The organism is Crossiella sp. CA-258035, from assembly GCF_030064675.1.
Classification (GTDB): Bacteria; Actinomycetota; Actinomycetes; order Mycobacteriales; family Pseudonocardiaceae; genus Crossiella.
Map to the genome: position 1 here is coordinate 1,340,107 of NZ_CP116413.1, position 24,883 is coordinate 1,364,989.

Annotated in this window: 29 protein-coding genes; 9 read left to right on the forward strand and 20 right to left on the reverse strand. The window is 71.7% G+C overall.

The window, feature by feature from the left end; translation table 11 throughout:
* The 5 genes from N8J89_RS06385 to N8J89_RS06405 form a co-directional block, all read right to left on the reverse strand.
* Entirely contained in the window at positions 1-1,218 is a 1,218-nt protein-coding gene (locus N8J89_RS06385; protein WP_283663424.1) for a PPE domain-containing protein, read from the reverse strand.
* A 17-nt stretch (positions 1,219-1,235) separates the two neighbouring features.
* Positions 1,236-1,820, reverse strand: coding sequence for a DUF3558 domain-containing protein (locus tag N8J89_RS06390; protein ID WP_283663425.1), 585 nt, complete (start codon positions 1,818-1,820; stop codon positions 1,236-1,238).
* The gene (locus N8J89_RS06395; protein ID WP_283663426.1) at positions 1,813-2,136 is read right to left on the reverse strand and encodes a hypothetical protein; all 324 of its coding nucleotides are present in this window, start codon (positions 2,134-2,136) and stop codon (positions 1,813-1,815) included. The genes N8J89_RS06390 and N8J89_RS06395 overlap by 8 nt, the downstream gene beginning before the upstream one ends.
* 134 nt (positions 2,137-2,270) lie before the next feature.
* Positions 2,271-2,837 carry a DUF3558 domain-containing protein gene (locus N8J89_RS06400; protein ID WP_283663427.1) on the reverse strand — a complete coding sequence of 189 codons (567 nt, stop codon included), beginning with the start codon at positions 2,835-2,837 and terminating at the stop codon, positions 2,271-2,273.
* Between the two features lie 106 nt (positions 2,838-2,943).
* Positions 2,944-3,585 (reverse strand): hypothetical protein, encoded by a 642-nt coding sequence (locus tag N8J89_RS06405; protein ID WP_283663428.1) that lies wholly within the window; start codon positions 3,583-3,585, stop codon positions 2,944-2,946.
* Positions 3,586-3,789: 204 nt separating this feature from the next.
* On the opposite strand from N8J89_RS06405, the gene N8J89_RS06410 reads away from it, so the two are divergent.
* Entirely contained in the window at positions 3,790-4,542 is a 753-nt protein-coding gene (locus tag N8J89_RS06410; protein ID WP_283663429.1) for a thioesterase II family protein, read from the forward strand.
* 73 nt (positions 4,543-4,615) lie between these two features.
* Here the strand turns inward: N8J89_RS06410 and N8J89_RS06415 are convergent, their stop codons facing one another.
* The 3 genes from N8J89_RS06415 to N8J89_RS06425 form a co-directional block, all read right to left on the reverse strand.
* On the reverse strand, positions 4,616-5,599 hold the full coding sequence (locus N8J89_RS06415; RefSeq protein WP_283663430.1) for a sporulation protein: 984 nt from the start codon (positions 5,597-5,599) through the stop codon (positions 4,616-4,618).
* Between the two features lie 89 nt (positions 5,600-5,688).
* Positions 5,689-6,369, reverse strand: coding sequence for a hypothetical protein (locus N8J89_RS06420; RefSeq protein WP_283663431.1), 681 nt, complete (start codon positions 6,367-6,369; stop codon positions 5,689-5,691).
* Between the two features lie 37 nt (positions 6,370-6,406).
* Complete coding sequence (locus N8J89_RS06425) at positions 6,407-7,492, reverse strand: serine hydrolase domain-containing protein (RefSeq protein ID WP_283663432.1); 1,086 nt, start codon at positions 7,490-7,492, stop codon at positions 6,407-6,409.
* Positions 7,493-7,549: 57 nt separating this feature from the next.
* On the opposite strand from N8J89_RS06425, the gene N8J89_RS06430 reads away from it, so the two are divergent.
* The 6 genes from N8J89_RS06430 to N8J89_RS06455 all read left to right on the forward strand — a co-directional run bounded on the left by N8J89_RS06430 (position 7,550) and on the right by N8J89_RS06455 (position 11,210).
* Positions 7,550-8,026 carry a MarR family winged helix-turn-helix transcriptional regulator gene (locus N8J89_RS06430; protein ID WP_283663433.1) on the forward strand — a complete coding sequence of 159 codons (477 nt, stop codon included), beginning with the start codon at positions 7,550-7,552 and terminating at the stop codon, positions 8,024-8,026.
* A 264-nt stretch (positions 8,027-8,290) separates the two neighbouring features.
* Positions 8,291-9,064 carry a M23 family metallopeptidase gene (locus N8J89_RS06435; RefSeq protein WP_349497448.1) on the forward strand — a complete coding sequence of 258 codons (774 nt, stop codon included), beginning with the start codon at positions 8,291-8,293 and terminating at the stop codon, positions 9,062-9,064.
* A gap of 49 nt (positions 9,065-9,113) precedes the next feature.
* Entirely contained in the window at positions 9,114-9,614 is a 501-nt protein-coding gene (locus N8J89_RS06440) for a hypothetical protein (protein ID WP_283663434.1), read from the forward strand.
* A 140-nt stretch (positions 9,615-9,754) separates the two neighbouring features.
* Positions 9,755-9,886, forward strand: coding sequence for an RGCVC family protein (locus N8J89_RS06445; protein WP_283666105.1), 132 nt, complete (start codon positions 9,755-9,757; stop codon positions 9,884-9,886).
* 11 nt (positions 9,887-9,897) lie between these two features.
* Positions 9,898-10,056 carry a DUF6307 family protein gene (locus N8J89_RS06450; protein WP_283663435.1) on the forward strand — a complete coding sequence of 53 codons (159 nt, stop codon included), beginning with the start codon at positions 9,898-9,900 and terminating at the stop codon, positions 10,054-10,056.
* A 23-nt stretch (positions 10,057-10,079) separates the two neighbouring features.
* Positions 10,080-11,210: a N(5)-(carboxyethyl)ornithine synthase gene (locus N8J89_RS06455; RefSeq protein ID WP_283663436.1), complete on the forward strand. Its 1,131-nt coding sequence runs from the start codon at positions 10,080-10,082 to the stop codon at positions 11,208-11,210.
* Here the strand turns inward: N8J89_RS06455 and N8J89_RS06460 are convergent.
* From N8J89_RS06460 to N8J89_RS06470, 3 genes are read right to left on the reverse strand one after another with little or no spacing between them, the layout of a single operon-like run.
* Positions 11,207-11,956, reverse strand: coding sequence for an amino acid ABC transporter ATP-binding protein (locus N8J89_RS06460; RefSeq protein WP_283663437.1), 750 nt, complete (start codon positions 11,954-11,956; stop codon positions 11,207-11,209). The genes N8J89_RS06455 and N8J89_RS06460 overlap by 4 nt on opposite strands.
* Positions 11,953-12,804 carry an amino acid ABC transporter permease gene (locus N8J89_RS06465; RefSeq protein WP_283663438.1) on the reverse strand — a complete coding sequence of 284 codons (852 nt, stop codon included), beginning with the start codon at positions 12,802-12,804 and terminating at the stop codon, positions 11,953-11,955. Before N8J89_RS06465 ends, N8J89_RS06460 begins: the two co-directional genes overlap by 4 nt.
* Positions 12,801-13,655 (reverse strand): ABC transporter substrate-binding protein, encoded by an 855-nt coding sequence (locus tag N8J89_RS06470; RefSeq protein ID WP_283663439.1) that lies wholly within the window; start codon positions 13,653-13,655, stop codon positions 12,801-12,803. Before N8J89_RS06470 ends, N8J89_RS06465 begins: the two co-directional genes overlap by 4 nt.
* Positions 13,656-13,794: 139 nt before the next feature.
* Between N8J89_RS06470 and N8J89_RS06475 the strand changes: the two genes are divergently transcribed.
* Complete coding sequence (locus N8J89_RS06475) at positions 13,795-13,971, forward strand: hypothetical protein (RefSeq protein ID WP_283663440.1); 177 nt, start codon at positions 13,795-13,797, stop codon at positions 13,969-13,971.
* A gap of 7 nt (positions 13,972-13,978) precedes the next feature.
* Here the strand turns inward: N8J89_RS06475 and N8J89_RS06480 are convergent, their stop codons facing one another.
* The 5 genes from N8J89_RS06480 to N8J89_RS06500 are packed head-to-tail and all read right to left on the reverse strand — an operon-like array spanning position 13,979 to position 19,073.
* Positions 13,979-15,238, reverse strand: coding sequence for a C39 family peptidase (locus N8J89_RS06480; protein ID WP_283663441.1), 1,260 nt, complete (start codon positions 15,236-15,238; stop codon positions 13,979-13,981).
* The gene (locus N8J89_RS06485) at positions 15,238-16,794 is read right to left on the reverse strand and encodes a glycoside hydrolase family 10-like protein (RefSeq protein WP_283663442.1); all 1,557 of its coding nucleotides are present in this window, start codon (positions 16,792-16,794) and stop codon (positions 15,238-15,240) included. The genes N8J89_RS06480 and N8J89_RS06485 overlap by 1 nt, the downstream gene beginning before the upstream one ends.
* Positions 16,795-16,842: 48 nt before the next feature.
* The gene (locus N8J89_RS06490) at positions 16,843-17,934 is read right to left on the reverse strand and encodes a quinone-dependent dihydroorotate dehydrogenase (RefSeq protein WP_283663443.1); all 1,092 of its coding nucleotides are present in this window, start codon (positions 17,932-17,934) and stop codon (positions 16,843-16,845) included.
* 18 nt (positions 17,935-17,952) lie between these two features.
* Positions 17,953-18,348: a nuclear transport factor 2 family protein gene (locus tag N8J89_RS06495; RefSeq protein ID WP_283663444.1), complete on the reverse strand. Its 396-nt coding sequence runs from the start codon at positions 18,346-18,348 to the stop codon at positions 17,953-17,955.
* Entirely contained in the window at positions 18,345-19,073 is a 729-nt protein-coding gene (locus tag N8J89_RS06500) for an SDR family oxidoreductase (RefSeq protein ID WP_283663445.1), read from the reverse strand. The genes N8J89_RS06495 and N8J89_RS06500 overlap by 4 nt, the downstream gene beginning before the upstream one ends.
* A 69-nt stretch (positions 19,074-19,142) precedes the next feature.
* On the opposite strand from N8J89_RS06500, the gene N8J89_RS06505 reads away from it, so the two are divergent.
* The gene (locus N8J89_RS06505) at positions 19,143-20,024 is read left to right on the forward strand and encodes a LysR family transcriptional regulator (RefSeq protein ID WP_283663446.1); all 882 of its coding nucleotides are present in this window, start codon (positions 19,143-19,145) and stop codon (positions 20,022-20,024) included.
* 160 nt (positions 20,025-20,184) lie between these two features.
* Here N8J89_RS06505 and N8J89_RS06510 read toward each other — a convergent pair whose 3' ends face one another.
* The 4 genes from N8J89_RS06510 to N8J89_RS06525 are packed head-to-tail and all read right to left on the reverse strand — an operon-like array spanning position 20,185 to position 24,742.
* On the reverse strand, positions 20,185-22,314 hold the full coding sequence (locus tag N8J89_RS06510) for a putative bifunctional diguanylate cyclase/phosphodiesterase (RefSeq protein ID WP_283663447.1): 2,130 nt from the start codon (positions 22,312-22,314) through the stop codon (positions 20,185-20,187).
* 6 nt (positions 22,315-22,320) lie between these two features.
* Positions 22,321-23,136, reverse strand: coding sequence for an SAM-dependent methyltransferase (locus N8J89_RS06515; RefSeq protein ID WP_283663448.1), 816 nt, complete (start codon positions 23,134-23,136; stop codon positions 22,321-22,323).
* Complete coding sequence (locus tag N8J89_RS06520; protein WP_283663449.1) at positions 23,133-23,927, reverse strand: SAM-dependent methyltransferase; 795 nt, start codon at positions 23,925-23,927, stop codon at positions 23,133-23,135. Before N8J89_RS06520 ends, N8J89_RS06515 begins: the two co-directional genes overlap by 4 nt.
* Positions 23,928-23,932: 5 nt before the next feature.
* Positions 23,933-24,742, reverse strand: coding sequence for an SAM-dependent methyltransferase (locus N8J89_RS06525; RefSeq protein WP_283663450.1), 810 nt, complete (start codon positions 24,740-24,742; stop codon positions 23,933-23,935).
* Positions 24,743-24,883: the final 141 nt, after the last annotated feature.

The following is a 24,883-nucleotide window of genomic DNA, read 5'->3' on the forward strand; positions in this document are numbered from 1 at the left end:
CTACTCCTGGTGCTCGCCGATGACCGGCGGCGCGACCAGCCGATCGTCGACGAAGATCTCGTCGGAGTCGAGCACGTACTGGTTCTCGTGCTCCTCGTCCTCCTCGCCGGGCCGCGCCGCCCCGGCAGGCGCCGCCTGCTGCATGAACTGCCCGGCCCGCCCGGCAACCGGCGACCCGGTCCGCGAGGCGGGCACCTGCGGCGAGCCACCAACCCCAGCCGCCCCACCCCGCCCAACCTGGTTCCCGGCCCCAGCACCGCCAGCACTGCCGCCGCTGCTGCCGCCGCCGAACCCACCACCGACAAAGCCGCCGCCGAACCCGCCACCGCCGGTCCCGCCACCACCCCCGGTCGGCCCGAAGTTCCCCGGCACGTTTGCCGCCCCCTGCGTCGGCACCGGCGTGTACTGGCTCGGCGTCACCGCCGCCACCCTGGTCGGATCCTCGGTCCCACCGGGCCGATCACCCACCGGCCGATCACCCGTCGGCTGCTCCGGCCGCTGCGGATCCCGCGGCTCCTGCGGTTGCGGCCCAACGGGATCAGTCCCATCCCGGCCGCTGCCAACCCCACCGGGGTAGCTCTGGTCGCCACCCCCGCCACCACCACGCCGGGTCGGCGCGCCCACCGGCCGCCGCCCGCCACCAGGCCCCGGCGGCGGGGGAGTGACCTGCTCGTCCACCGCCACCAGCGGCGGCTCGGCGATCGTCGGCAAGGCCCGCACGTTCGCACTGGAGGAGGTCGAGTAGGTCGACATCACCTGCGCGGCCCGGATGTGCGCCTCCTTGGCCGCCTCTTCCTCCTCCTGCCGATCGGTCTTGACCCCGAAGAAGTTCTTGACCCCCTTGACCGGCGCCCAGTCCTCCCCGGACTTCACCTCCACCGGCTTCGGCATCGCCGTCTTGGCCGCACTGAACGCATCCGCCTGCGAACCGGTCGCCCTGCCCGCGTTCTCCACCGCGGTCCTGGCCAGCTCCAGCCACGGCCCCAGCCCACCGATCGCGGCCTGCGCGTTGTCCGCCGCCTGCCCCTGCCAGACCCCGCCGAGCTTGCTCAGCCCGGTCTTGAGGTCGTTGACGGCGTTGTAGAACCCTTGCGCCAGCTCGGCCTGGACCCGTTTGGCGGGTTCGGCAGTGGCGGGGCCGCGGCCCTGGTGCAGGTCGTTGTAGAGCTTCTGGTGCGGGACGGCCATCCAGTTCCGGCACACGTCCAACGAGTTCATCATGGTTCCCCCTGTTGCTATTTCTTCGACAGCGTGGCCACCGCGGCTTCGGCGACCTGGGCGGCGCGCTTGCACAGCTCGGCCCGGCCGAGCGGTTGCTTCCGGTTGCTCTCGCTGTAGTGCGAGCGGAGCACCTGGCCGTCGGCGACGTCGACCTGCACAGTGCAGAACTCGTTGCCCGGCATGCTCGGCGTCCACACCTCGTAGGCGAAGTAGCCGGAAACGGCGACCTGGCGCACCTCACCGGTGACCTGTCCAGGCGCGAACCGCGCCACGCCTTCCTTCGTCATGGCGGTCAGCACGAAGCCGACCTTCTCCTTGTCGTTGATGAAGTTGCAGTCGTCGGCGTTCAAGGTGTCGCTGTGCCCGGCCTGGATCGGGCGGTCGATGCCGAACGGCGCCTGCTGTTCCTTGGTCAGCAGCTCGCACGGCCGCACCCCGTTGAGGTCGAGCACCTTGGGCCGGGCCGGTGTGGCCGGGGAGGTGCTCGTGCTCGACTGCGCCGTCGAACTGGTGCCCGGTCCGGCGTTGCCCCCGCCGCACGCGGCCAGGCCGAGTGCGAGCGCGGTGGTGGCGGCGATCAGGATGCGGCGGTCAGCCACGCGCGTCTCCCTGGAACTTGCCCCGGTTGCCCTCATCGGAGAGGCGGTACTGCTGCTGCACGGCGGTGAGCTGCTCGATGATCGTCTCCAGGCGCGCCTGGAAGGCGACCACCGCCGCGTACACCGAGCCGGTGCTCTGCAGGTTCTTGGCGTTGAACTCGGCCGCGACATCCTTGCTGACGTCGTCATTGCCCATGGGTTGGATCTGGAGGTCCGTCTGCGCCTTGCGCGCGAGGACGAACATCCGGTCCTTGGTCTGCTGGTACAGCTGGATCGTGGCCGGGACCTGGGCCAGGTCGATCTTCATGCCGTCCACTGAGACGCTGCCTTGTGGTGCCACTTTCAACTACCCCCTGAGATCAGCTCATCTCAGATCGTAGCCGCGGCAAACGACCCTCACCGGCCTGTTCAGCCTGCTCGGGCGACTCCACTCGTTCGGGTGACGTGCAACTACTTAGCGCTGGTCAGCGTCCCTACCGCGGCCTCGGCGACCTTGGTGGCGCGCTGGCAGACCTCGTCCTTGGCGAGGGGCTTGTCGCGGCCTTCCTCGATGTAGGCGGCGGTCAGCACGCGGTTCGGGGCGGCGTCCAGGTGGACCGTGCAGAACTGCTCGCCCGCGGGCTGGTCGGTGCGGACCCGGAAGCCGGGGAAACCGGCCACGGTGACCGGGTCGGTCTGGCCTGCGGCCTTGCCGGGGCCGAACTCGGCGATGCCGCGGTCGCCGACCAGGACCACCGACAGGCTCACCTTCTCCTTGTGGCTGACGAAAACACAGCTGGGGGCGTTGAAGGTGGGGCTGGTGCCGTCCTCGGCGGGCTGGTCGACGCCGAGCTCGGTCTGCTGCGGCTGGGGCAGCAGCGCGCAGGGCTTGACGTTGTCGAAGGCCAGTTCGCGCGGGCGGGCCGGGGAGCTGCTCGTGCCGGGGTCCGCGGTGGAGCTGCCGCAACCTGCCAGGCCTAAGGCGAGAGCGGCGATCGTCGCGGCGACGAGCGGGCGGCTGGCGAACACGGCGGGCACGGGGGTCTCCTGGCGCTTGCGCGGTCCGGTCCGGATCCGGACTCTGCGTGCAGTACAGATTACCGAACGTGCGCCGAGGGGCCGCGAGCGCCTGCGGGCGGGCCGCTCAGGTGTGCTTCACCGTGACGTCGCCGCGGTCGGAGCCCACCTCGATGCGCGGGCCGGGCCCGTTCGGCACCTCGACGGTGGCCTTGCCCAAGCGCTCCTTGACCTTCGTGGTCACCTGGTAGGACCGGCCGCCCGGCACGGTCACGGTGACCTCGCCGCCCTCGGTGTGCGCGGCCAGCCGGTCGAACTCGCCGGTGGCGCCCACCACGACCTCGCCGAGCTTGGTCCTGGCCTCGATCTCCTTGGCCGCCACCGCGTTCAGCGTGATGCTGCCGGTCTTGTTGACCACCTTCACGGTGACGCCGCCCGGCAGCGCGATGTCCCAGTTCACCGCGCAGTCGCCGCCCGCGCCGGCGCAGGTGCCGGTCAGCCGCAGGGTGCCGCCCTCCTTGACCACCTCGGCCTGGGACGTGCGGGTGGTCTGCTGGGTGAGCTCCCGCTTCACCACCAGCCGGTCGCCGCCGGTGATCTTGATGGTGCCGACCAGGTTGGTCAGGTCGATCGCGGTGATCTCGGGGCCGAACTCGTCGGACTGGCTCTCCACCGTCTCGGTGACCTTGTTGACCACCGCGCACCCACCGGCGGCGATGGCGACGGATCCGGCGAGCACGACACCCGCGAGCCGTGCGGGAAGCTTCACTGTCAACGCTCTTCTCTCCACTGCGGGGATGAGGGACCGGGTCCCGTTGGCTGAGCTGTCGGCCAAGGTGTACCCAGCGGAGCGGCGGTCGTCGACGCGCGGCGGCACAAATCGGTCTGACGGCTGACCCCCGGGACGCCGGTGTCGTCCGCGGGGGAGCGCGGCATCCGCATCGAGGCGGTCGGCCCGTAGTGTGCTGGGACGATGAGCGGACTGACCTCAGTGGCGCGGCCCCTGCCCCGCCCGGACGCCACCCGGATGCTGATCGGCCTGAGCTACGCGGGCGGCGGCACCGCGCCACTGCGGCCATGGGCGCGGGCGCTGCCTGCGGACACCGAGCTGGTGCTGATCTGCTACCCGGGAAGGGAACGCCGGTTCACCGAGCCGATGCCCGCCGACTTCGCGGACCTGGTAGCCGACGTGGTGACCGCGGTGCGCTCGGCGGCCCGGCTGCCGTACGTGCTCGCCGGACACAGCATGGGCGCGCTGGTCGCCTTCGAGACCGCGGTCCGCCTGGCGGACACGGCGGAAGCGCCGGCCGCGCTGGTCGTCTCCGGCCACCACGCCCCGCCGTACCTGCGCTTCACCGGCGACACCGGTCCGGTGGCCCGGCACGCCGACGCCGAGCTGCTGGCCTGGATCAGGGAGTACGGCACGCTGCCGGAGGAGATCCTGGCCGACGAGGACCTGGCCCAGGTGGTGCTGGCGGCCTTCCGCGCGGACCTGGCCCTGCACGGCACCTACCGCTACCAACCGGGAACCACGGTCAACATCCCGGTCCAGGCCCTGATCGGAGCCCAGGACCCGGTGACCCTGGCAGGCGCACGCCGCTGGCAGGAGATGACCACCGGCGACTTCCGCGCGGACGAACTCCCCGGTGCACACTTCTACACGCCGGAGGTGTGGCAGCACCTGCCTCGGCACATGGCTGCCGTCACCGGCGGGAATCTGGCCTGAGGCAAAGAAAAGGGACGGTCCACACAGGACCGTCCCTCACTTGCGGTTCGCGAAGCTCAACCGCCCGCGAACCTCACTCGTCGTCGCCGCCGAAGAAGTCGCCCACCTCGTCGATCATCTCCGCCGCGACGAACCCGCCGACCACACCAGCGGCACCGGCCGCGACCATGCCGCCCATGCCCATCCCGCCACCGCCGCGGCGGTGGTCGTCGTGGTCGCCGTAGTGCTGCTGGTGGCCGTAGCCCTGCTGGTGGCCGTAACCGGGCTGCTGGCCGTAGTGCTGGGCCATCCGGCCCGCGGCCTGGCCCAGCCAGCCGTCGATGTGCGCGGCCCAGTCGGTGCGCTCGGCTTCCTGGTGGCTGAGGTGGAAGCGGCCGAAGGCGTCGCCGCCGCTGCGGAACAGGCCGCCGCGCTTGTCGGCTTCCAGGACCACGGCGAGTTCGCCGGGGCTGGCCACGAAGGTGAGCTCGACCTCGTTGATCCGGCCCGCGTACTGGCTCGGCGGGAAGAACTCGATCTCCTGGTAGAACGGCAGCTCCTGGCGCACGCCGTGCAGGTGACCGCGTTCGACGTCGGCGTTCTTGAACTGGAAGCCGAGGCGGCCGAAGGCGTCCAGCACGGCTTCCTGGGAGGGCAGCGGGTGCACGTGCACCGCGTCCAGGTCGCCCTTGTCCACGGCCTTGGCCACGGACAGCTCGGTGCGCACGCCCACCGACATGCCGCGCAGCGGCGCGCCGCCGACCAGGGTCACCGGGGTCTCCCACGGCACCGGGAGCTGGAACGGGATGCTGCGCTGCTCGCCTTCGCGCAGCTGGAACCGGCCGGCCACCGCGACCCGGAAGAACTCGACCACGGCGTTGTGCTCGCTGTCGCCGCGCTCGACCTCCATCCGGGTCACCAGGGACAGCGTCACGTGTTCGATGTCGACGTCGGCGCTGCCGCCCGCGAGGCGGACCTCACCGGAGAGCTGCCCGCCCGGCCGGCAGTTCGGGTCGTGGAGCACCGTGTCCACGGTCGGCCCGCCAACGCCGAAAGCCTGGAGCATCCGCTTGAACACCAGTAACCGTCCTTATTCCCTGTGAGGATTGTGTGGCCCAGCGTAAGGCCAACGAACGGGACGAACGACGCGTTCCCGGCCTCGGTGGTTCACTGGAGAGTTCGGCGCTCGTTCACCTCGCGCCAGCGCAGCAGCAGCGCGTAGGCGACCAGGAACAGCACGCCCGCGTTGCACAGGTGCCACAGGAAGTGGGTGCCGATGACGAACTGGCCGCACACCGGGCCGTCGACCGTGCGCAGGAACAGCGAGACCGCGAACAGCGCCGCGGTCAGGCCGAACCACTTGCGGTAGGGCCGCAGCGCCGGGTCCCGGTGCAGGCCGAGGGCGACCGCGAAGGCGATCATGGTGATCAGCGCGGGCAGGTACTGGCCGCCGCCCCCGCCGACCAGTCGGCCGAGGGTGAGCGAGATGAGCTGGCCGACGACCAGGTAGGCGGGCACGCCGAGCCAGGCCCAGTGCCACTTCAGGCCCCAGAACCAGTGCAGGAAGCAGACCACGTAGAAGTGGATGAACAGCGCGATGAAGCCGACGTCCAGCAGCACCGACCAGCCGTTGGCGAAGGTGTGGAAGGCCAGGCTGCCCAGGCCGATCAGCAGCAGCAGCGCGGCCAGCGTGTGCAGGCTGGCCGGTGCGGACCGGCGGCGCATCAGCCACCACAGCGCGAACGCGGCGATGATGAAACCGGCGTTGCTGACCGCGTTGAGCGGTTCGCCCCACAGACCGGGCGCCACGCGTTCGCAGTAGTTGTCCAGCGGGGCGTTCCAGTCCACGCGCTCACCCTGGCAGGCGCGCGCGTGCCCCACAACATCACAAGCAGGCGTAAACCGCCGGTACCAGTCGCCGCCACCGGGGGTCCGCGCCGTGCAAGGTGGTGATCGTGCGGCTCGGCGTGAACCCGAAGCCCAGCCGGGCGTCCGGATCGGCGAACCCGAGCGCGCCGCCCGCGCCGGGATGGCCGAAGGCCCGCGGACCGGGGGAGAACGGCCTGAGCTCGCCGGGGAGCATGAAACCGAGGCTGAACCTGGTGTGTCCGAGCAGCACCGCGTCCCGGCCCGCTGAGCGCTCCTCAACCGCGCCGGGGAGGTCCTGGCAGGCCAGACCGCCGTACAGCTCGGCGAGCGCGCGGGCGTTGCCGTGGCCGTTGGCGGCCGGGATCTCCGCCTGCCGCCAGCGCGGGTCGGCCACCAGATCGGGGGTCAGCAGATCGGGCGGGTTGACGAAGGCGAGCGCGGCCATCGACGTGGGATCGGCCAGTGCGGCCAGCAGTTCGCCGCCGGGCTCGCCGGGGCCGGGCGGGACCAGCGGCGCGGCGGTGATCGGCGCGGCGCGGTGGGCCTGCCCGAGCGGCAGGCCGATGTGCAGGTCCAGGCCGAGCTGGGCGACCAGTTCGCGCGGGGTGCGGCCGGAGACCCGGCGCAGCACCTCGCCGACCAGCCAGCCCCAGGTCACCGGGTGGTAGCCGTGCGCGGTGCCCGGCTCCCACCAGGGCTGTTCGGCGGCCAGCGCGGCGGCCATCTGCGCCCAGTCGAACAGCGCGCCCGGCGGCTGGGCAGCGCGCAGCGCGGGCAGGCCGGCGCGGTGCGCGAGCAGGTCGGCGACCGTGACCGGCGTGGTGAGCTCCGGCCAGTACCGGGTCACCGGCGCTTCGGGGTCGAGCTGCCCGCGCTCGATCAGCCGGTGCGCGCACGCCGCGAGCACGCCCTTGGTCACCGAGAACAGGTTCACCACGGTGTCCCGCTGCCATGGGCCGCCCCACAGGTCGACCGCGGTGCGCCCGTCCACCCGCACGGACACCGCCGCGGCCTGGTCCTCACCTGAGGCGAACCCGGCCGCGAACGCCTCCCGCACCGCGGCGAAGGCGGGATCGCAGTGGCCGTGGACCGTAAGCTCCATGCGACTAGTCAACCACAGTTGCGCAACCGTGGTTTCGTAAATTTCGGAGGGACCGCCGTGCTCGACCCGGCCGACGATCTTGTGCTGCTGTTCACCGCGCTGTCCGCGGCCGCCGACGCCGAGGTGCGCCGCCGGGTGGAGGCGGCCGGGTTCACCGGGCTGCGGCAGGCGCACGGCTACCTGTTCCAGCACCTCATCCCCGGTCCGGCGCGGATCTCCGAGCTGGCGGCCAAGCTCGGCATGACCCCGCAGGGGGTGTCCAAGACGGTGACCGAGCTGGCCCGCCTCGGCTACGCGCGGCGCAGTGTGGACGAGGGGGACCAGCGGGGCCGGGTGGTCGAGCTGACCGAGCGGGGACTCGGCGCGATCGAGGCGGCCCGTACCGCGCGAGCTGATCTTCGGGCGCACTACCAGGAGGTTCTCGGCCCGGCCGCGGCCGAGGCGGTGCTGACCGGGTTGCGCAGGCTGGCGGTCGAGACCGGGGCGCTGGCTGAGCTGACCGCGCGCCGGTTGCGGCCCATACACGGGACCTGACCCTCCGTGGTTACCCAGTGGTATCTGTCACCAAACTTCGCCCTTTGAACCCCTAAAGCTTGCTTCCCGTTATCGCTGGTGGTTACCGTCCCGGCCGAACGTCACGGTTCGGTCACGCGAGACAACCTGTGGTGGACCCCGAATCCGCCACAGACCCGGATCCCCCGCCGGGTGTCTCGACCGGGCTCCCCGAGACGGAAAGGCAACGAGTCTGTGGCTCGACATAGAGCCCGCGCCACCACCCCGAAGTGGCGCGGAAGCACAATGGCGGCTGCCGCCGCACTGACCACGACGGTCGTGGTGGGCAGCCCGTTCCAGTTGATGACCTCCTCGACCTCCGGGGCCAACCCCGAGCCGGCCGACCTGCAGGCGAACTTCGCCGGAGTCGCCCGATCGGCCCCCGAGGTCCTGCCGAGGGCGGTGACCACCGACCCCGGCATCGAACTGGCCAAGCTGGCCAAGGCCGAGCGGATCGCCGACGAGCGCCAGTCCGCCCAGAAGGCCGAGGCGGAGAAGGTCGAAGCCGAGAAGGCGAAGGCCGAGGCCGAGAAGGCGAAGGCCGACGCGGACAAGGCGGAGGCCGAGAAGGTCGCCGCCGAGGCGGCCAAGCGGGCCGCGGCCGCGGCGGCGAAGGCCGCGAGCAAGCCCGGCGGCGAGTTCGTCCGGCCCGCCGAGGGCCGGTTCACCTCGAACTTCGGCATGCGCGGCGGCACCATGCACTACGGCGTGGACATCGCCAACTCGATCGGCACCCCGATCCTGTCCGCAGCCGACGGCACCGTGGTCGAGTCCGGCCCGGCCAGCGGCTTCGGCCTGTGGGTGCGGGTGCAGCACAAGGACGGCACGATCACCGTCTACGGCCACATCAACGCCTCCATGGTCCGCGCGGGCCAGCAGGTGCAGGCCGGGCAGCAGATCGCGACCATGGGCAACCGCGGCCAGTCCACCGGACCGCACCTGCACTTCGAGGTGTGGGCGCCAGGCGGCAAAAAGGTGAACCCTGGCACCTGGTTGGCCGAACGGGGCGTTCGCCTCTAACCCCGATAGCGGCTGGTGAGAGCCCCTGGGTTCGTAGCAGTCTCGGACCATGATCCGGGTGGGCGGTGGACGTGCGCGGCATCGCGCGCGCCCACTGTCCGACGCCCAGGCGGCACAGTTGGTCGCGGTGATCGCCACCGCCGAGTGGAAGCGCCTGGTGCGCCGCCGCACCATCGAGCTGGCCGGTCAGCCGTTGTGGACCTCGTTCCAGTTCGGCCTGCGCCCGGCCAGTTGCCGCCGCCTGGCCCGGCAGTCCCGCAGGCTGCTCTCGCCCAACGTGTTCCGCCGGGCCGCGGCCAGGGCGGGCGGGTTCCTGCCCGGCCGGTGGTCGGTGGAGCGCAAGATCGCCAACCGGATGCGCCGCGGCTGCCGCCTGCCCGGCGAGCAGGGCAGGCTGGCCACCGCGCGGGCGCTCCAGGTGCTCGGCGTCTACGCCTGCGTCCGCATGCAGCGGCCGCCCGCGGAGTGCCAGTGCCTCAACGACCTCACCAAGGAGCTGTCCCCGCAGGGCCTCACCCGCAGCCTGCGTGAGGCGCTGACCCGGATCTAGCGGTTACCGGGTAAGGTTGTTGTCACCGAGGGTATGTCGCGCGGAGGCAATCAAGCTGACGCCGCCTTGGGCGCACCACGATTCCCGGCCGGCATTCGCTGGCCGGAGGCGGGAGCGCCGGGATGAGTTCGGATCCACGTATGGCCACCGGCGATGAGCCGGTCTGCCTCGCCTGCCCGCACGCCTGGCACGACCACGACCAGATCGCCGCGCGGTACTGCGCGGCGTCCGCGAGCAGCGGACTCAACCGAGGTTGTGTCTGCCCGGGTTAGGAGAACTCACCATGACCACCACCATCACCCCCATGTCCCGCTACGACCGCCGGATCGAACTGGTCAAGAACACGCTGCGGGAAAACTCCAAGCTCAACGAGAAGGACGCCACCGCGCTGGCCGCACACGTGCTGCACGCGATGGACCACATCGCCGAGACCGTCCGCTGAGCGCGGACCGGCTCAACCTCGGCGTGCTGGCGCGCTCAACCAAGGAGAACGAGCGCAGGCTGCCGATCCACCCCGCCCACCTGCGGCTGATCGACGCCGCGCTCCGGGAGAACATCTTCCTGGAGCGCGGCTACGGCGCTCGTTTCGGCGTCTCCGACGACGCGCTCGCACCCTACGTCGGCGGACTGCGCTCGCGGGAGTGGCTGCTCGCCAAGTGCGAGGCGATCCTGCACCTCAAGCCGATGCCTGAGGACGTCGCCGCGCTGAGCGAGGGCCAGCTGCTCTGGGGCTGGCCGCACTGCGTGCAGAACGCGGAGATCACCCAGCTCGCGGTGGACCGGAAGCTGACCCTGATCGCCTTCGAGGCGATGAACCACTGGACCGCCGACGGCGGGTTCAGCCTGCACGTCTTCCACAAGAACAACGAGCTGGCCGGCTACTGCTCGGTGCTGCACGCCATGCAGCTCGTGGGCAGCACCGGGGACTACGGCAGGCGGCTGCGGGCGGTGGTGATCGGTTTCGGCGCCACCGCGCGCGGCGCGGTGACCGCGCTCAACGCGCACGGCGTGCACGAGGTGACCGTGCTGACCGGCCGAGGGGTCACCGCGGTCGGCTCGCCGATCCACTCCGCGCGGATCAAGCACCTGGAGCACAACGGCGATGCCCGGAGCAGCCAGGTGCTGGCCGACCGGGGCCGGGTGCCGCTGGCGGAGTTCCTGGGCGAGCACGACATCATCGTCAACTGCGTGTTGCAGCGCACCGACGCGCCGCTGACCTTCCTGGCCGAGGCGGACCTGCCCGCCCTGGCCCCCGGCAGCCTCATCGTGGACGTCTCCTGCGACGAGGGCATGGGGTTCAGCTGGGCCCGGCCGACCACGTTCACCGAGCCCATGTTCACCGTGGGCGACAACATCCACTACTACGGCGTCGACCACAGCCCCTCGCACCTGTGGAACTCGGCCACCTGGGAGATCAGCCAGGCGGTGCTGCCGCACCTGGCGACCGTGCTCGACGGCCCGGCCGCCTGGGCGGCCGACGACATCCTGCGGCGCGCCACCGAGATCCGCGACGGCGTGATCCAGAACCCGGACATCCTGTCCTTCCAGCACAGGTCACCGGACTACCCGCACCAAGTCCTGCCAGGGGCGGCTTAAAGCCGTCCGGCGGCGATGATGCGGCTGAGGAACTGCCGGGTGCGGGGCTCGACCGGGTCGCCGAGCACCTGCTCCGGCGGGCCCTGTTCCAGCAGCACGCCGCCGTCGAGGAAGCAGACCCGGTCGGCGACCTGTTTGGCGAAGCCCATCTCGTGCGTGGCCATCAGCAGCGTGCGGCCCTGCCCGGCCAGCTCGCGCACCAGGGCGAGCACCTCGCCGACCAGTTCCGGGTCCAGGGCGCTGGTGATCTCGTCGAGCAGCAGCAGGCGCGGCTCGTAGGCCAGGGCGCGGGCGATGGCCACCCGCTGCTGCTGGCCGCCGGAGAGCCGGTCCGGGTAGCTGTTCGCCTTGTCCGCCAGGCCGACCCTGGCCAGCAGCGCCAGCGCCTGCTCCTCGGCCTGCCCCCGGTCTGCCCTGTGCACGACCCTGGGCGCCAGGGTGACGTTGTCCAGCACGGACAGGTGCGGGAACAGGTTGAACGCCTGGAACACCACGCCCATCCGCCGCCTGGCCACATCCGGGTCGGTGCGCGGGTGCGAGATGTCCTCGCCGTCGAGCAGGATCTGCCCGTCGTCCAGCTCCTCCAACAGGTTCACGCAGCGCAGCAGGGTGGACTTGCCGGAGCCGGAGGCGCCGATCAGCACCACCACCTCGTGCTCGGCCACGTCCAGGTCGACCCCGCCCAGCACCGGGTTCCCGTGGTAGCGCTTGACCAGGTTGCGCACCCGGAGCACGGGTTCGCTCATGCCACACCTCCGCCGGACTGCCGGCGCGCCGCCCGCGCGCTCGCCCAGTCGGCCAGTCGGCCGGACGGCACCGCCAGCAGCACGAACAGCAGCCCGGCGAGCACGTACGGGGTGAAGTTGTAGGCGGTGGCCGAGGAGATCTGCGCCGCGCGCACCGCGTCCACCGCGCCCAGCACCGAGATCAGGCCGCAGTCCTTCTGCAGCGCCACGAAGTCGTTGAGCAGTGGCGGCAGCACCCGGCGCACCGCCTGCGGCAGCACCACGATCCGCATGGTCTGGGCGTGGGTGAGCCCGATCGAGCGGGCCGAGGCGCGCTGCGAGGGGTGCACCGAGTCGATGCCGGCCCGGAAGACCTCGGCCACGTAGGCGGAGTAGACCAGCACCAGCGCGATCGAGCCCAGCACCACCGGCTCGTTCGGGATGCCGGTCAGCCGCAGGCCGGGCAGGCCGAAGCCGACCAGGTACAGCACGATGATCAGCGGCAGGCCGCGGAAGAGGTCCACGTAGCCGGTGCCCAGCGCGCGCAGCGGGAACCACACCGGGCCGCGCAGCGTGCGCAGCGCGGCCACCGCCAGGCCCAGCGCCAGGATCAGCACCTCGCAGACCACCAGCACCCTGATGTTGAGCCACAGCCCGTCCAGCACCGCGGGCAGCGCCTTGACCGCGGCCTCGTAGTTGAAGAACGAGTCGCGCACCCGTGGCCAGCCCGGCGCGCTGGTGATGGTCAGCCAGGCCGCCACCGCGAAGACCACTGTGGACAGCAGAGCGACCACAGTGGACTTGCGGCGGCGGGATCGCTGGTACGCCAGGCGTTCCCGCTGGATCGAGCTGGGTTCCACTGTGGTCACGAGAGTTCCGGCGCCTTGCCCGCCGCGGCCAGCCACTCCTGCTCCAGCTTGGCCAGCGTGCCGTCCGCGCGCAGCGCCTCCACCGCCTTGGTGAAGCAGCCGGTGAGCGCGCTGCCCTTGTCCAGCACCGCGCCGAACTGCTCCGGCTTGCCGCCGCCGGCGGGCAGCTGGCCGACGATGACCGCCTCGGAGATCTCCGCCGAGGTGATGTAGAACGCGGTCGGCAGGTCCACCACCAGCGCCTGGACCTGGTTGTTGCGCAGGGCCTGCTTGGCGTCGTCGTTGGTGTTGTAGACCGAGGCCTGCTTCTTCGGCTTGACCTGGTTGGTCACCGCGTCGTAGCTGGTGGTGCCGACCTGCGCGCCCAGGGTGAACCCGGCCAGCTCGGCCACCGACTTCGCGGTCGCCGCCGGGGACTCCTTCAGCGCCACCACGGCCTGGCGCACGGTGTAGTACGGGGCGGAGAAGTCCACCGCGTTGCGCCGCTCATCGGTGATGGAGAACTGGTTCAGGTCCGCGTCGAAGGTCTTCGGGCCGGGCTGGATGGCCGCGTTGAACGGCACCCGCACCCAGCTGACCTCCTCCTTGGCGAAGCCGAGCTTGCCTGCCACGGCGTAGGCCACCGCGGACTCGAAGCCCTTGCCGTTGGCCGGGTCGTTGCCGGTGAACCACGGCTCGTAGGCCGGCTCGTCGGTGCCGAAGGTGAGCTTGCCCGCGGCCACGGTCTTCAGCGAGCCCTTGGCGCAGTCCGAGGGACCGCTGGCCCCTGGTGATCTGCCCTGGTCAGCCGGGGCGCAGGCGGTGGCGGCCGCGACGAGGGCCAGTGTGGCGGCGAGGAGGGAAACGCGCATGGGCGCATCTAACCGCAGCACCGCCGGGAACCGGAGCAGCCATGCGCGCGTTCCAATGGGCGGACACGTTTCCGGCGATTCGGACACCGCTCGTTCGGGTAGACCGGGAACACCCGACCGCTGAACTTGAGGAGTTGAGATGGCCGGACTGTTCGCCAAGCTCGCCCGGTTCGCTTCCAGCCCGAAGGGCCAACGACTGATCGACCAGGCCCGCAGGCAGGCGGCCAAGCCGAAGAACCGGGCCAAGCTCCAGCGCCTGTTCGCCCGCTTGACCGGCCGCGGCCGGGGTGGCGGTGGCGGTCACTACCGGCCCTGACCGTGCGTCACGGCAACGGCAGCCAGCGCGGATGGATGACGTAGGCGATGCCTCCCGGGCCGCCGGCCACTGAGCCGTCGGCCCGGTACCGCTTGGTGCGCTGCCAGATGTTCTCGAACTGCGCCCGCTTGTACACGTGCCGCACCGCAGGGTTGTTCGGCGAGGCCGGGTCGTTGGCGATCACGTCGCCGGTGCGGGTGAACCCGACCACCACCATGATGTGCCCCGTGGTGCCGTAGCCCGCGCCATCGAGCTCGGAGGCCAGGAACGACTGCGAGGTGATCACCGGGATGCCCTGCCGGATGTAGCGCTCCAGCTCGGTCAGCGAGCTGAGCCTGGTGATGTGCCCGGCCAGCCCGAAGGAGGCCGCGTAGGCGGTGTTGAACGGCCAGTTGCCGGTGCCCCGGTAGTCGTAGTCGTAGTTGTGCCGGGCCGCGTAGGCCACGCTCGGATCGGTGTAGCCCTGCGGAATCCAGGACATCTGCTCGGCGGAGGGCTTGCGGCCCCAGTACTCCAGCACCATCTGGGTGGAGGTCGGGCTGCACCACACCTGACCGCCGCCGCCGTACTCCGGGAAGTTGCCGCGGTGCACGTTCTGCGAGTAGCGCGGCACCGGCAGCTCCATGCCCCAGGCCCCGCCCGGCCCGCTGGCCGGCACGATGAACCGGTCCGGGATGGCCGAGGCCAGCGCGCCCACCTTGGTCACCTGCGCGGCGGACTTCGCGCCCGGCACCCGGTACAGCGTCACCCGCAGCTGGTAGGAGGTCCACGGGGTGGTGGCCTTGAAGGTGTCCACGTCCACGGAACCGTTGGCGTCACCCTGGTCCGGCACCGTGGTCCGCTTGATCAGCGAGTCCGCCGAGGCCCACCGGCCCATCACGTACCACTTGCTGTCCACAGTGGACGATCCGCCGCGGCCGCGCAGCTCCACCTGCAACCAGGTCTCGGCCGGGGTGCTCGCGTTCCAGGAGGCGATGAGCTCGGTGGCGGGGAAGGACAGCGCGCGCCGGGAGGAGGTCCAGCGGGCGTACTCGAACTGCTGGGTCTTCCCGGTGTGCGGGTCGGTGTAGCCGGTGGTGCCCGCGGGCGTGGCCATGGTCAGCCCGCTCGGGGTGGCCGTGGTGCCCTCGTTGGCGCCCTGGTGGAAGTCGTGCACGGACTGCCAGGCATGGAAGTCGATCATGGTGGACTTTCCGGCGGTGGCCGAGGCGGGAGCCGCGAGCAGAGCGCATAACGCGGCCAGTGGGGCAACGAGGAATCGGCGCATCAGAACTCCCAGAAGGCGGGCACCCAGACCGGGCGCGGCGTGCTCTCCCGGTGGGTGCGGTCCAGGGCGGTGACCAGGTAGGTGAACCGGCGGTCCGTCGGCGCGCCCGCGTCGAGCAGGGACTTCTCGCGGGTGGTGCCCAGCAGGGTGGCCGGATCGGCGGTGGAGCACTCGGTGACGGACTGGTGTCCGGGCAGCCGGTACACCGCGAACGCGCTCGCGCCCGCGGTGGCCTGCCAGCTCAGCTTGTAGCCGCCGCCGGGATTCGGCTCGGCGCGCACACCGGCCGGCGCGCCGGGCGGTGTGCCGGGGACGGTGCCGCGGACCGGCACCAGCGCGGGATGGCGGTGCTGGTCGGCATTGAGCCGGTCGGCGAAGCCCAGCGGGTTGGCGAAGACGCTGTTGACGTTGTAGTAGATGTCGCCGCCGACCTGCGGGTGCGACCGGTTGAGCGCCAGGTGCTTGGGCATCTCCTCCGGGTCGGTCCAGGCCGCGGGGTTGCTGGTGCCGATCTTGTAGGCGCCCTGTCCGATGTAGAGGGACACCCCGGTGCCCTCGACCTCCTTGGCCCACCAGGGGATCAGCTTGTCGTAGGCGGCCGGCGGGTAGCCGATGCTCCAGTACACCTGCGGCGCCACGTAGTCGATCCAGGCGTTGCGGATCCAGGTCCGGGTGTCGGCGTAGAGGTCGTCGTAGTTGTGCACGCCCGCGGTGGTCTCCGAGCCGGTCGGGTCGTGTCGCTTGTCCCGCCACACGCCGAACGGGCTGACCCCGAAGGACACCCAGGGCTTGCGCGCGCCGATCTGCTCGCCGACCTCCCGGATCAGCCGGTTCACGTTGTCCCGCCGCCAGTCCGCCTTCACCGGGAAGTCCGCGCCGTGCTGGCGGTAGGTCGCCTCGTCCGGGAACTCCTGACCGGCCACCGGGTACGGGTAGAAGTAGTCGTCGAAGTGCACGCCGTCCAGGTCGTAGCGGCCGAGCACATCGCTGATCACCTCGCGCACGTGCGCGCGGACCGCGGGCAGGCCGGGGTTGTAGACCAGCCCGTTGCCGTAGCGGATCACCCAGTCCGGGTGCACCCGCGCGGGGTGGCTGGGCGCCAGCTTGGCCGGATCGGGCTGGGTGCTCACCCGGTACGGGTTGAACCAGCCGTGGAACTCCAGGTCCCTGGCGTGCGCCTCGGCGACCAGGAAGGCCAGCGGGTCGTAGCCGGGGGACTGGCCCTGGGTCCCGGTCAGGTACTGCGACCACGGTTCCAGGGTGGACGGGTAGAACGCGTCCGAGGCCGGGCGGACCTGCACGAACACCGCGTTGAACCGCAGCTGCTTGGCCCGGTCCAGCAACCGCCGGTACTCGTCCTGTTGTTGCGCGACGGACAGGCCGGACCGGGACGGCCAGTTGATGTTGGACACGCTGGCGATCCACAGCCCGCGCAGCTGCCGCTTGGGCTGGGCGGGTTCCGGGCAAGCGGCCAGGGCGGTCGCGCCCGCCGGTCCGGAGGCCAGCAGCGGCGCCACCAGCAGCAGGCACAGGAGCATGCGCAGGAGGCGGAGCATGCCGGTGATTTTCAAGAATCGGCCCGACCTTGTAAACCGCTGACCGGGTCAGTCGCGCGCAACCACCTCATCGAGGGAGCGGTAACCGCTGGCACGAAGCCTCCTGGACAGGTCTCGGTGGATCCGCCACGGCCACAGCGGGCCGCCGTAGATCAGGCCGGTGTAGCCCTGCACCAGACTCGCACCAGCGCGCAGCCGCTGCCACACGTCCTCGGCCGACTCGATGCCGCCGACCGAGACCAGCACCAGCCGATCACCCGTCCGTGCGCGCAGCCGCCGCAGCACGGCCAGCGACCGCTGCTTCAGCGGCGCCCCGGACAGCCCACCGGCCCCGGCCCGCTCCACCTCGGCGGCGGGGCTGGCCAGCCCCTCCCTGCCGATGGTGGTGTTGGTCGCGATAATCCCGTCCAGGCCCAGCTCCAGCGCCAGGTCGGCGACCGCGTCCACGTCCTCGTCGGAGAGGTCCGGCGCGATCTTGACCAGCAGCGGCACCCGCCGGCCCGCCTCGTCCAGCGCGGCCCGCACCCCGGTGAGCAGCGGCCGCAGCTGGTCGACGGCCTGGAGGTTGCGCAGGCCGGGCGTGTTGGGCGAGCTGACGTTGACCACGAAGTAGTCGGCGACCCCGGCCAGCAGCTTCGCGCTGGTCACGTAGTCGCCGACCGCCTCGGCCTCGGGCGTGGCCTTGGTCTTGCCGATGTTGACCCCGACCACCCCGGACTGCCCGCGCGCCCGCCGGGCCCGCAGCCGCTGGGCCGCGGCCGCCGCGCCACCGTTGTTGAAGCCCATCCGGTTCACGATGGCCCGGTCGGCGAAGAGCCGGAACAGCCGCGGCTTCGGGTTGCCCGGCTGGGCGTGCGCGGTGAGCGTGCCGATCTCCACGAACCCGAAACCCAGCGCGGCCAGTGCGTCCGGCCCGGTGGCGTCCTTGTCGAACCCGGCGGCCAGCCCCAGCGGCCCCGGCAGGTCCAGCCCGAGCACCCTGGTCCGCAGCGCGGGGTCCTTCGGCGCGAGCAGGCGGCGCACCAGCGGCAGCACCCCGGGAATCGCGGCCAGCAGCTTCAGCGCGCCGAAGCTCAGGTGGTGCACCCGCTCGGCGTCGAACCGCCGCAGCACCAGGGTGAGGATCAGTCGGTAGAGCACGAGTGCCCAGCTTAGGTCCTAGAACATCGTGTTGCTGTTCGCGGCCTGCTCAGGCACCTCCTGCGCCACGTCCCAGTGCTCCACGATCCGCCCCTCCCACAGCCGCATGATGTCCATGATGGCCGTGCCCCGGCTCTCCGGCGTCAGCTTCAGGTGGCAGTGCGTGATCACGTGGTCCCGGTCGGCGAAGACCCGCTTGATCTCCAGGCTCAGGGCGGGGAACCGGGCGACGAAGTCGGTCAGGTGCGCGGCCGAGGCGGCGGCGCCGTCCGGGGCGTGCGGGTTGTGCTGGACGTAGTCCGGGTGCACGTGCCGGGCGAAGGCCTCCGCCGGGCGCTTGTAGTTGAAGGCCAGGTTGAGGAAGTCCTGGACGGTCCGCTTGTGCTGTTCGCTCATCTCTCCTGCCTCGGTCACCACGGGATGATGCCGTCCTCGCCCCAGAACTGGCCGGTCGGCCCGTCCGCGCCCAGCAGCGCCAGCCGGATCGGCAGCGCCGCTCCCTCCGCCGGGGTGCGTTCGCCCCTGGGGAACGGGGACCCGGCGTTGAGGTCGGTGGCCACCAGGCCGGGGCTGACCGCGTTGACCAGCACGCCGTCCGGGCGCAGCGCGTTGGCGTAGAGCAGGGTGACCGCGTTCAGCGCGGCCTTGGACGAGCTGTAGGCCAGCAGGTGGCGCTGCGCGATCGGGCTCTCCGGCGTGCTGAGCAGGCCGAGCGAGCCCAGCGGGCTGGACACGTTGACCACCCGCCCGACCTCGGCCCCGCGCAGCAGCGGCAGGCAGGCCCTGGTCATCGCCACCGCGCCGAAGACGTTCACCTCGAAGCTGCGCCGCAGCGCCTCGGCATCCGCCCCGGCCGGGCCGTGCGCCCAGTCCAGGGCCACGCCCGCGTTGTTCACCAGCACGTCCAGCCGCCCGGTCTCCGCCTCGATCCGCGCGGCCGCGCCGTCCACCTCGGCCTGGCTGGTCACGTCCAGCCGCAGCACCCGCACCTCGCCCGGCAGCTCCGCCGCCGCCCGCGCGCCCCGCTCCTGATCGCGGGCGCCGAGGTAGACGGTCAGCCCGGCGGCGGCCAGGCCCCTGGCGATCTCCCGGCCGATTCCCTTGTTGGCGCCGGTCACCAGCGCCACCGAATTGCTCATGCGTTCACCCCACCAGGGCCGGGGCGCGGCCGGAAATACCGGCTTGGTCTGTGCTTATACCCTGGCGGCATGAGCGAGGTGGAGGTGCGCGAGCTGCGGTACTTCCGCGCCGTGGCCGAGCAGCTGAACTTCTCCAGGGCGGCGGCCGGGCTCGGCATCGCCCAGCCCGCGCTGTCCAGGGCGATCCGCCAGCTGGAGCGGCGGCTCGGCGTGCCGCTGTTCCTGCGGGACACCCGCACGGTCGAGCTGACCGCCGCCGGGCAGGCCCTGCTCACCGAGACCGGCCGGGTGCTGGACGCGCTCTCCGCCGCGGTGCACCGCACCCGCCGCGCCGGCACGCCCACCCCGACGGTGGTGATCACCGCGAAGGCCGGTGTGGCCACCGAACTGTTGCGCCGCATGGTCACCGCGCAGGCGGCGCTGCCGGATGCGGTGCGGGTGGAGGTGGTGATCAGCGGTTACGGCGAGCAGACCGCCATGCTCAGCGACGGCCGCGCCGACCTGGCCCTGATCGGCTCACCCGCCGAGCACACCGGGTTCGACGTCGAGCCGCTGCTGTCCGAACCGAGGGTGGCCGCGCTGCCGCTGGGGCACCCGCTGGCCGCGCGGGCGGTGCTGGACTGCGCCGACCTCCGCGGCCACCCGATGCCGCAGTGGCCGGGCGCGACCCCGGCCGCGCGGGCCTACTGGGCGGGCCGGGACCACGACCTGCCGGATGGGCCCGAGGTGCACGACAACTCGCTGCTGCTGGAGACCGTCGCGCTCGGCCAGGCGATCGCCCTGGTGCCGTCCTCGCTGGCCAGGCACAGCGCACGGGCGGACATCGAGTACCGGCCGGTGCGCGACGCCGCCCCGTACCGGACCGTGCTGGCCTGGCCCGCCGGTTCCCGAGCCCCCTGGATCGCGCGGTTCCTGCGGATCGCGCGGGAGCTGGCGGCAGAGTCTTCGTAGCGGCAGAGTCCCCATAGACGACGCGCCCGACCGGATCACCCCCGGACCAGCGCCTCCCCGCGCCGGATCCCCCTGATGATCGCCCTCCCCCTGAGGTCCGGGCGCGTCGTCTGCGGCAAATACTCGCCGAGACCGGCGGCGCGGCACAGCGGGGAACTACTCAACCTCGGCTGGGGGACTGCCCGGACAGCAGCGCCCGCGCGTCCTCCGGCGTGCCGGCCACCCCGAAGTAGGGGCCCTGGGCCGCGTCGCAGCCCAGCTCGGTCAGCCGCCGCACCTGCTCGGCGTCGCAGACGTGCTCGACGATCACCGGCAGCTCCAGCACGTGCGCCAGCGCGATCAGGTCCGCGACCATCCGCTCCCGGGCCGGGTCGACGCCGTTGCCGAGGGTGGACAGCGGGACCCGGTGCACCTTCACCGCGTGCAGCGGCAGGTTGCGCAGGTGGGCCGGGTCGGCCGGGGACTTGCCGAAGCGGTCCAGCAGGATCTCCACGCCCATCTCGGCCAGGATGGTCAGCGTCTCGATGGCCTCGGTGGCCTCCACCGGGACAGCGCTCTCCGGGATCTCCAGCCACAGCCGGTCCGGGGCGAGCCCGGTGTCCCGCAGGATGGTCTGCACATCGCGCACCAGGTCGGCGTCGCGCAGCTGGCGGGGGCACAGGTTCACGCTCACCGCGGGCGCCCGCGCACCCAGCTCGGCGGTCCAGGCCGCGGCCTGCGCGCAGGCCTCCCGCAGCACCCAGCGGCCCAGCCGGACGATCAGGCCGATGTCCTCGGCCAGCTCGCAGAAGTCGTCCTGCACCAGCACGCCCAGCTCCGGGTGGTCCCAGTGCAGCAGCGCCTCCACCCCGCGCACCAGGCCGTCGCGCAGCCGCACCACCGGCTGGAACTCCAGGTAGAACTCCTCGTTGTCCATGGCCAGCGCCATGGTGGTGGCCATCTCGTAGCGCACCCGCTCCCGCCGGGCCCGCTCGGTGTCGAACAGCGTCCACTGCCCGCGCCCGTCGGTCTTGGCCCAGTGCAGGGTGAGGTCGGCGTCGCGCAGGAGGTCGGGGGTGCGCACCCCGGCGGCGGGGCGCTCCACCACCCCGGCGCTGGCCGAGACGGTCAGCCGGTGCCCGACCACCTGGATCGGTTCGCCGATCGCGGCCAGCACCCGCTCGGTCAGCGCGACCGCGGCCTGCGCGCCGGAGCTGCGGGGCAGCAGCACCGCGAACCGGTCCCCGCCGAGGTAGGCGGCCAGCGACTCCGGCTCCGCGGCCACGCCGTCGCTGATCCGGCCGCCGACCTCCTTGAGCACCTCATCGCCCACCACCGGCCCGAGTCCGCCGTTGACCACCCGGAACCCGTCCAGGTCGAACAGGCACAGCGCCACCCGCGCGTTCGGCCCGGCCTGGTTGAGCAGGCCGTCCACCGCGCTGGTGAACCTGGCCCGGTTGGGCAGGCCGGTGAGCTGGTCGTGCAGGGTCTGCCTGCGCAGCTGTTCGTAGAGCAGGTGGCGCTGGGAGATGTCCTCCACCATCGCCATCCGGTAGGTCGGCAGGCCCCTGGCGTTGTGGATCAGCGCCACCGACAGGAAGGCCCACACCAGGTCGCCGTCGGGCAGCAGGAAGCGTTTCTCGGTGCGGTACAGCTCGATCCCGCCGCGTTCCAGCTCGGCCTCGCACCGGGTCAGCGCGGCCGCGTCGTCCGGGTGCACCAGCTCGGCCAGGGTGCAGCCGGTGAGCGCGCTCGCCGGGCTGCGCAGGATCTCCTGCAGCGCGCCGTTGGCCTCCACGATCCGCCCGTGCAGGTCGGTGATCGCGATGCCGATGGGGGAGACCGAGAACACCGCCCGGAACCGGGCGTCGCTGGCGCGCAGGGCGGTCTCGGCGTCGTCGCGGGCGCGCAGCACGGCCCGCTTGATGGTCTCCTGCTCGTCGAAGGTGCGCTCGCGCAAGGCATCGGCATACCCGGCGGCCAGCGCGGCCATCAGCGCGACCACCCGGCCGGGTAGCTCGCCGTGACGCGGGTAGTTCCCCCTCTGAATATCCACTGTGGACAGAAGGTGGTCGCCGACCAGGCGTAACGTCCGGTCCAGCACGGTGGGGCCGGTGTAGTGCGCGGCGACCAGGTCCTCGGCCACCTGCGCGGCGGGCACCGCGCTGAACGGCTCCGCGGTCAGCGCGGCGACCAGCCGGCCGGTCAGGCCGAGCAGGAAGTGCTCGGTCTCCGGCCGGGACATCGAGACGAAGCTGGTGCCGTAGACCTGCGCGGTCCAGGCCCTGGCGAACGCCGCGTGGTCAGCCATCCACGGTCACCGCCGTCGCCCGACCGCGGCGTAGATCACCGACCGCTCCGGGTCGTCACCGACCTCTTCCGGGCTCTCCGGCCGCCAGGCCGAGGTGAACACGATGCCCGGCGCGATGAGGTCGAACCCGTCGAAGAGCACCTCCAGCTCGGCCTTGGTGCGCGAGGTCATCGGGTTCTGGCTGTTCTCGTACAGCTGCCGGACCTGCTCGGTGATCGCGGGCTGGTGCTCGAGGGTGGCGTGCGAGAGGGCCAGGTAGCTGCCCGGCGCGAGCGCGTCCCGGTACTGGGCCAGGAACGCCTTGGGCTCATCAGCGGGCGGGACGAAGTGCAGCAGCGCCACCATCAGCAGCCCGACCGGCTCGTCGAAGTCGATCAGCGCCCTGGTCTCCGGGGCGCCGAGGATCGAGTCCGGGTCGCGCACGTCGGCCTGCACCACCGCGGTGCGCGGGTCGCCGGAGAGCATCATCCGGCTGTGCGCCACCGCGACCGGCTCGTTGTCCACGTAGACCACCCTGGCCTCCGGGTTGATCTGCTGGGCCACCTCGTGCACGTTGCCCACGCTCGGGATGCCGGAGCCGATGTCCAGGAACTGCCGGATCCCGTGCTGCACGCAGAAGCGCACCGCCCGCCGCAGGAACACCCGGTTCTGCTGGGCGATCATCGGCAGGCTGGGCAGCAGCGCGATGGCCTTGCGGGCGAACTGCCGGTCGGACTCGAAGTTGTAGCCGCCGCCGAGGTAGTAGTCGTAGATGCGCGCGGCGCTGGGGCGCTCCACGTCCACGCCCTGGGGCACCCAGCCCGACCTCGGGTTCTCGGTCACAGCAGCCTGCCAGCCATGCCGTACCAGCCCGCGTCCTGCGGGCGCTCCGGGCGCTCGGCCAGCGGCTCGGGCCGCCACAGCGGGGTGAACACCACACCGGGCTCGACGATCTCGAATCCGTCCATCAGCTCGACGCACTCCTGCTTCGTGCGGGTGATGACCTTGTTGGGGCTGCGGTTGTAGAGCTCCTGGATCTTCCTGGCCGAGGGCGCCTGCTCCTCCAGGGTGCCGTGCGAGAGCACCAGCACACTGCCCGGCGCCAGCCGCTCGCGGTAGCGGGCCAGCACCGACTTCACCAGCTCGGTGTCCAGCACGAAGTGCAGCACGGCCACGATCAGCAGCCCGACCGGCTGGTCGAAGTCGAGCAACCGCCTGGTCTCCGGCGCGTTCAGGATGGTGTCCGGGTCGCGCAGGTCGGCGTGCACGATCGCGGCCCGGTCCGAGCCGCGCAGCATCATCCGGCTGTGCGCCACCGCGACCGGCTCGTTGTCCACGTAGACCACCCGGGCCTCCGGCGCCACCTCGTGCACGTTGCCGGAGGTGGGCAGGCCGGAGCCGATGTCCAGGAACTGCCGGATCCCGTTGTCCGCGCAGAAGCGCACCGCGCGGCGCAGGAAGGAGCGGTTCTCCCGGCACACCATGGGCAGGCCGGGGTGGATGGCGATGGCCTGCTGGGCGAAGGCCCGGTCGGCGGCGAAGTTGTAGCTGCCGCCCAGCAGGTAGTCGTAGACCCTGGCCGCGCTCGGCGCGTCCACGTTCACCTCGGTCGGCACCCAGAGCCGACGGTCCACCACGGTCACGGTTTGCGCCCCACAATCGCGTAGAACCCGGCCAGCTCCGGCTCGTCCGGCACATCCGATGGCGACTCCGGCCGCCACTCCGGGGTGAACACCAGGCCGGGCTCGACGATCTCGAAGTCGCCGAGGAACGCGGTGATCTCCGCGCTGGTGCGGGTGGTCACCCGGTTGGCCCGCTGGTTGTACAGGTCGCGCACCGCGTGCACCTGCGGCGGCTGCCGCTCCTCGGTGCCCTGGGACAGCGCGAGGAAGCTGCCCGGCGCGAGCACCTCCCGGTAGCGGCGCATGAACTCCGCGGGCTCGTCGGCATCGGGCACGAAGTGCAGCAGCGCCACCATCAGCAGCGCCACCGGCTGATCGAAGTCGATCAGCGCCCTGGTCTGCGGGGCGTTGAGGATCCAGTCCGGGTCGCGCACGTCGGCGTGCAGGATGGTCGCGCTGTCGTTGTCCTTCAACATCAGCTCGCTGTGCGCCACCGCGACCGGCTCGTTGTCCACGTAGACCACCTTGGCGTCCGGGTAGGCCGCCTGGGCGATCTCGTGCACGTTGCCGGTGGTGGGCAGGCCGGAGCCGATGTCCAGGAACTGCCGCACGCCGTGGCCGAGGATGTACTGCACCGCGCGGCGCAGGAAGGAGCGGTTCTGCCTGCACACCATCGGCATGGTCGGCGCGACCGAGAGCAGCTGCTGGGCGAAGGCGCGGTCCACCGCGAAGTTGTAGCTGCCACCCAGGAAGTAGTCGTAGACCCTGGCCGCGCTCGGTTTGGACACATCGACTTCCTTCGGCACCCAGCTCGGCCGCTGCTCCACGGCTCACCTTCCCCTGACACCGGTGACCGAACGGAACCGAGTGCGCCCGGTCCGTAGCGGTGAGTGTACTGACCGTGGCGGCGCGGGCCATTCATTCACTCGATGGTCATCCCTTCGCCTCTACCCAATGAACGCCTGCCG

Bases quoted from the DNA above. Each gene is read 5' to 3' on its own strand.
- N8J89_RS06385 (WP_283663424.1), bottom strand. From the start codon at position 1,218: ATGAACTCGTTGGACGTGTGCCGGAACTGGATGGCCGTCCCGCACCAG.
- N8J89_RS06410 (WP_283663429.1), top strand. From the start codon at position 3,790: ATGAGCGGACTGACCTCAGTGGCGCGGCCCCTGCCCCGCCCGGACGCC.
- N8J89_RS06425 (WP_283663432.1), bottom strand. From the start codon at position 7,492: ATGGAGCTTACGGTCCACGGCCACTGCGATCCCGCCTTCGCCGCGGTG.
- N8J89_RS06435 (WP_349497448.1), top strand. From the start codon at position 8,291: ATGGCGGCTGCCGCCGCACTGACCACGACGGTCGTGGTGGGCAGCCCG.
- N8J89_RS06440 (WP_283663434.1), top strand. From the start codon at position 9,114: ATGATCCGGGTGGGCGGTGGACGTGCGCGGCATCGCGCGCGCCCACTG.
- N8J89_RS06445 (WP_283666105.1), top strand. From the start codon at position 9,755: ATGGCCACCGGCGATGAGCCGGTCTGCCTCGCCTGCCCGCACGCCTGG.
- N8J89_RS06450 (WP_283663435.1), top strand. From the start codon at position 9,898: ATGACCACCACCATCACCCCCATGTCCCGCTACGACCGCCGGATCGAA.
- N8J89_RS06460 (WP_283663437.1), bottom strand. From the start codon at position 11,956: ATGAGCGAACCCGTGCTCCGGGTGCGCAACCTGGTCAAGCGCTACCAC.
- N8J89_RS06470 (WP_283663439.1), bottom strand. From the start codon at position 13,655: ATGCGCGTTTCCCTCCTCGCCGCCACACTGGCCCTCGTCGCGGCCGCC.
- N8J89_RS06475 (WP_283663440.1), top strand. From the start codon at position 13,795: ATGGCCGGACTGTTCGCCAAGCTCGCCCGGTTCGCTTCCAGCCCGAAG.
- N8J89_RS06480 (WP_283663441.1), bottom strand. From the start codon at position 15,238: ATGCGCCGATTCCTCGTTGCCCCACTGGCCGCGTTATGCGCTCTGCTC.
- N8J89_RS06485 (WP_283663442.1), bottom strand. From the start codon at position 16,794: ATGCTCCGCCTCCTGCGCATGCTCCTGTGCCTGCTGCTGGTGGCGCCG.
- N8J89_RS06500 (WP_283663445.1), bottom strand. From the start codon at position 19,073: ATGAGCAATTCGGTGGCGCTGGTGACCGGCGCCAACAAGGGAATCGGC.
- N8J89_RS06505 (WP_283663446.1), top strand. From the start codon at position 19,143: ATGAGCGAGGTGGAGGTGCGCGAGCTGCGGTACTTCCGCGCCGTGGCC.
- N8J89_RS06510 (WP_283663447.1), bottom strand. From the start codon at position 22,314: ATGGCTGACCACGCGGCGTTCGCCAGGGCCTGGACCGCGCAGGTCTAC.